We start from the raw sequence: 1,726 nt of genomic DNA, 5'->3' as shown, positions 1-1,726 counted from the left end.
ATACCGCATTATTAGCTGAAGTTATTTGAACAAAGGGAGCATTAGCTCCCTTTTTTATTACTTGCTTTGACAAAATAACCTGACTCGCTCGGTGTTTTCAGCAATAGCAGCTTGCCTCTGTTCTTCTGTCATGGCGACAGTTTCACCAGTAGCTTTGTCTTGTTGATTTAATTTGCTGTGAGTCTTCAACACACTAAGGCTGTGCTTAGCACTTTTACAGATGTCTTTGGCTTGTTGTTTGTCTTTTTCATTAATGATCTTTGCTGACGTTTCTAATTCAGACTCCGCGTTAACAGCGGTTTTTTTTTGTGGTGTGTAAGTGCCAATTTTAGCGGGTTCCACATCTTCACTATAAATCTTGCTAGCATCTACATTTAAAGGTTGTTGCTGACTGTAATGCACAACCCCAGCATCATCCACCCAAGTGTAAATCGTCGCGGCATATAAGCATGCACTAAATGCAAAAGTGGCTAAGCCAAAAACTAAACGCATAATTCCCATGTGAGTATCCCAGAGCTAATTGACGACATGCTTGAATGTTTCAAAATATGCTATCTTTGAGTATAAATCCAACAACTAAAACGATAATGTGTAAAGTGTATGCAAAATTCACCTAATCACCCAGTAAAAAATAAAGGTATTTACTTATTACCCAACTTATTTACTACAGCAGGGCTGTTCTCTGGTTTTTATGCTGTCATTTCATCAATGAACGGTCACTTCGAGTCAGCGGCAATCGCTATCTTTATTGCTATGATTTGCGATGGACTCGATGGCAGAGTCGCAAGATTAACCAATACTCAAAGTGATTTTGGCGCTGAATATGATAGTTTGGCCGATATGGTTTCTTTTGGCATGGCTCCAGCCATCCTTGCTTACAATTGGGCATTACAAGACTTAGGTAAAATAGGTTGGTTAGCGGCTTTTATTTATTGCGCTTGCGCGGCATTGAGATTAGCTCGTTTCAATACCCAAGTTGGTGTTGCCGATAAACGTTATTTTCAAGGTCTAGCTAGTCCCGCTGCAGCAGCCTTAATCGCTGGAAGTATTTGGAGTGGTTCTAAATATGAGCTTGACCCTACCAATATAAATTACCTTGCTGCGTTGATTACTGCCTTAACAGGACTACTCATGGTCAGTAACTTTCGCTATCACTCCTTTAAGGAAGTCGATTGGCGAGGGAAAGTAAATTTCGTGGTGATGTTATTGCTCGTAGGTGTGTTCGTTATTATTTCTGTAGAACCAGCAATTATTCTTTGTCTTGGTTTCTACATATATGCACTATCTGGACCTGTTATCACGATTAAAGCTATTAAGAAGTTAAAAGTGGCCCACATCGTTGGCGATGAATTGAATAAAACAGAGACACAACAACACTCAACCATCGATGACATCAATAGTACCAACGAGAAAAAAGAAAGTTAATTATAGAGTGATTTTCTTCAATAGCATCTAACTATAGAGTTTACCTCTACTATATAGGTAGCTGAGGTAATCGTTGTTATTCACCAATGTATTCATTAAATCACGTCTTTTTTATTGAAATCGTAAATATGTACTATAATTCTTATCCAGTTTTATATTCGTTAATGCGCTTCTGTATATTAACTGGAGTTTAATTAAGCAAAATCGAACGTGGTTGTGTATTTTTAATACCGTCTTGTTTGATTAGTATTCAGTTGATTGCTTTTTTACTAAAAACCTTTAAAAAGGCCTTGCGCAAAAA

At 37.8% G+C, this 1,726-nt stretch carries 2 protein-coding genes; one reads left to right on the top strand and one right to left on the bottom strand.

The genetic code is table 11. The annotated features are described in order from the left end of the window. Positions 1-57 precede the first annotated feature (57 nt). Positions 58-501: a DUF4124 domain-containing protein gene (locus tag CXF78_RS16550; RefSeq protein ID WP_011636157.1), complete on the bottom strand. Its 444-nt coding sequence runs from the start codon at positions 499-501 to the stop codon at positions 58-60. A gap of 99 nt (positions 502-600) precedes the next feature. Here CXF78_RS16550 and pssA point away from each other — a divergent pair, with 99 nt between their 5' ends. Further along, a complete protein-coding gene (pssA, locus tag CXF78_RS16545) occupies positions 601-1,425 on the top strand; it encodes a CDP-diacylglycerol--serine O-phosphatidyltransferase (RefSeq protein WP_011636158.1) in 825 nt (274 codons plus the stop codon). The last annotated feature ends 301 nt before the right edge of the window (positions 1,426-1,726 follow it).

It is taken from the genome of Shewanella sp. 11B5, from assembly GCF_002836795.1.
Taxonomy (GTDB): domain Bacteria; phylum Pseudomonadota; class Gammaproteobacteria; order Enterobacterales; family Shewanellaceae; genus Shewanella; species Shewanella frigidimarina.
The sequence above is the reverse complement of the archived record's forward strand: the minus strand, read 5'-3'. Positions and strand labels throughout refer to the sequence as shown.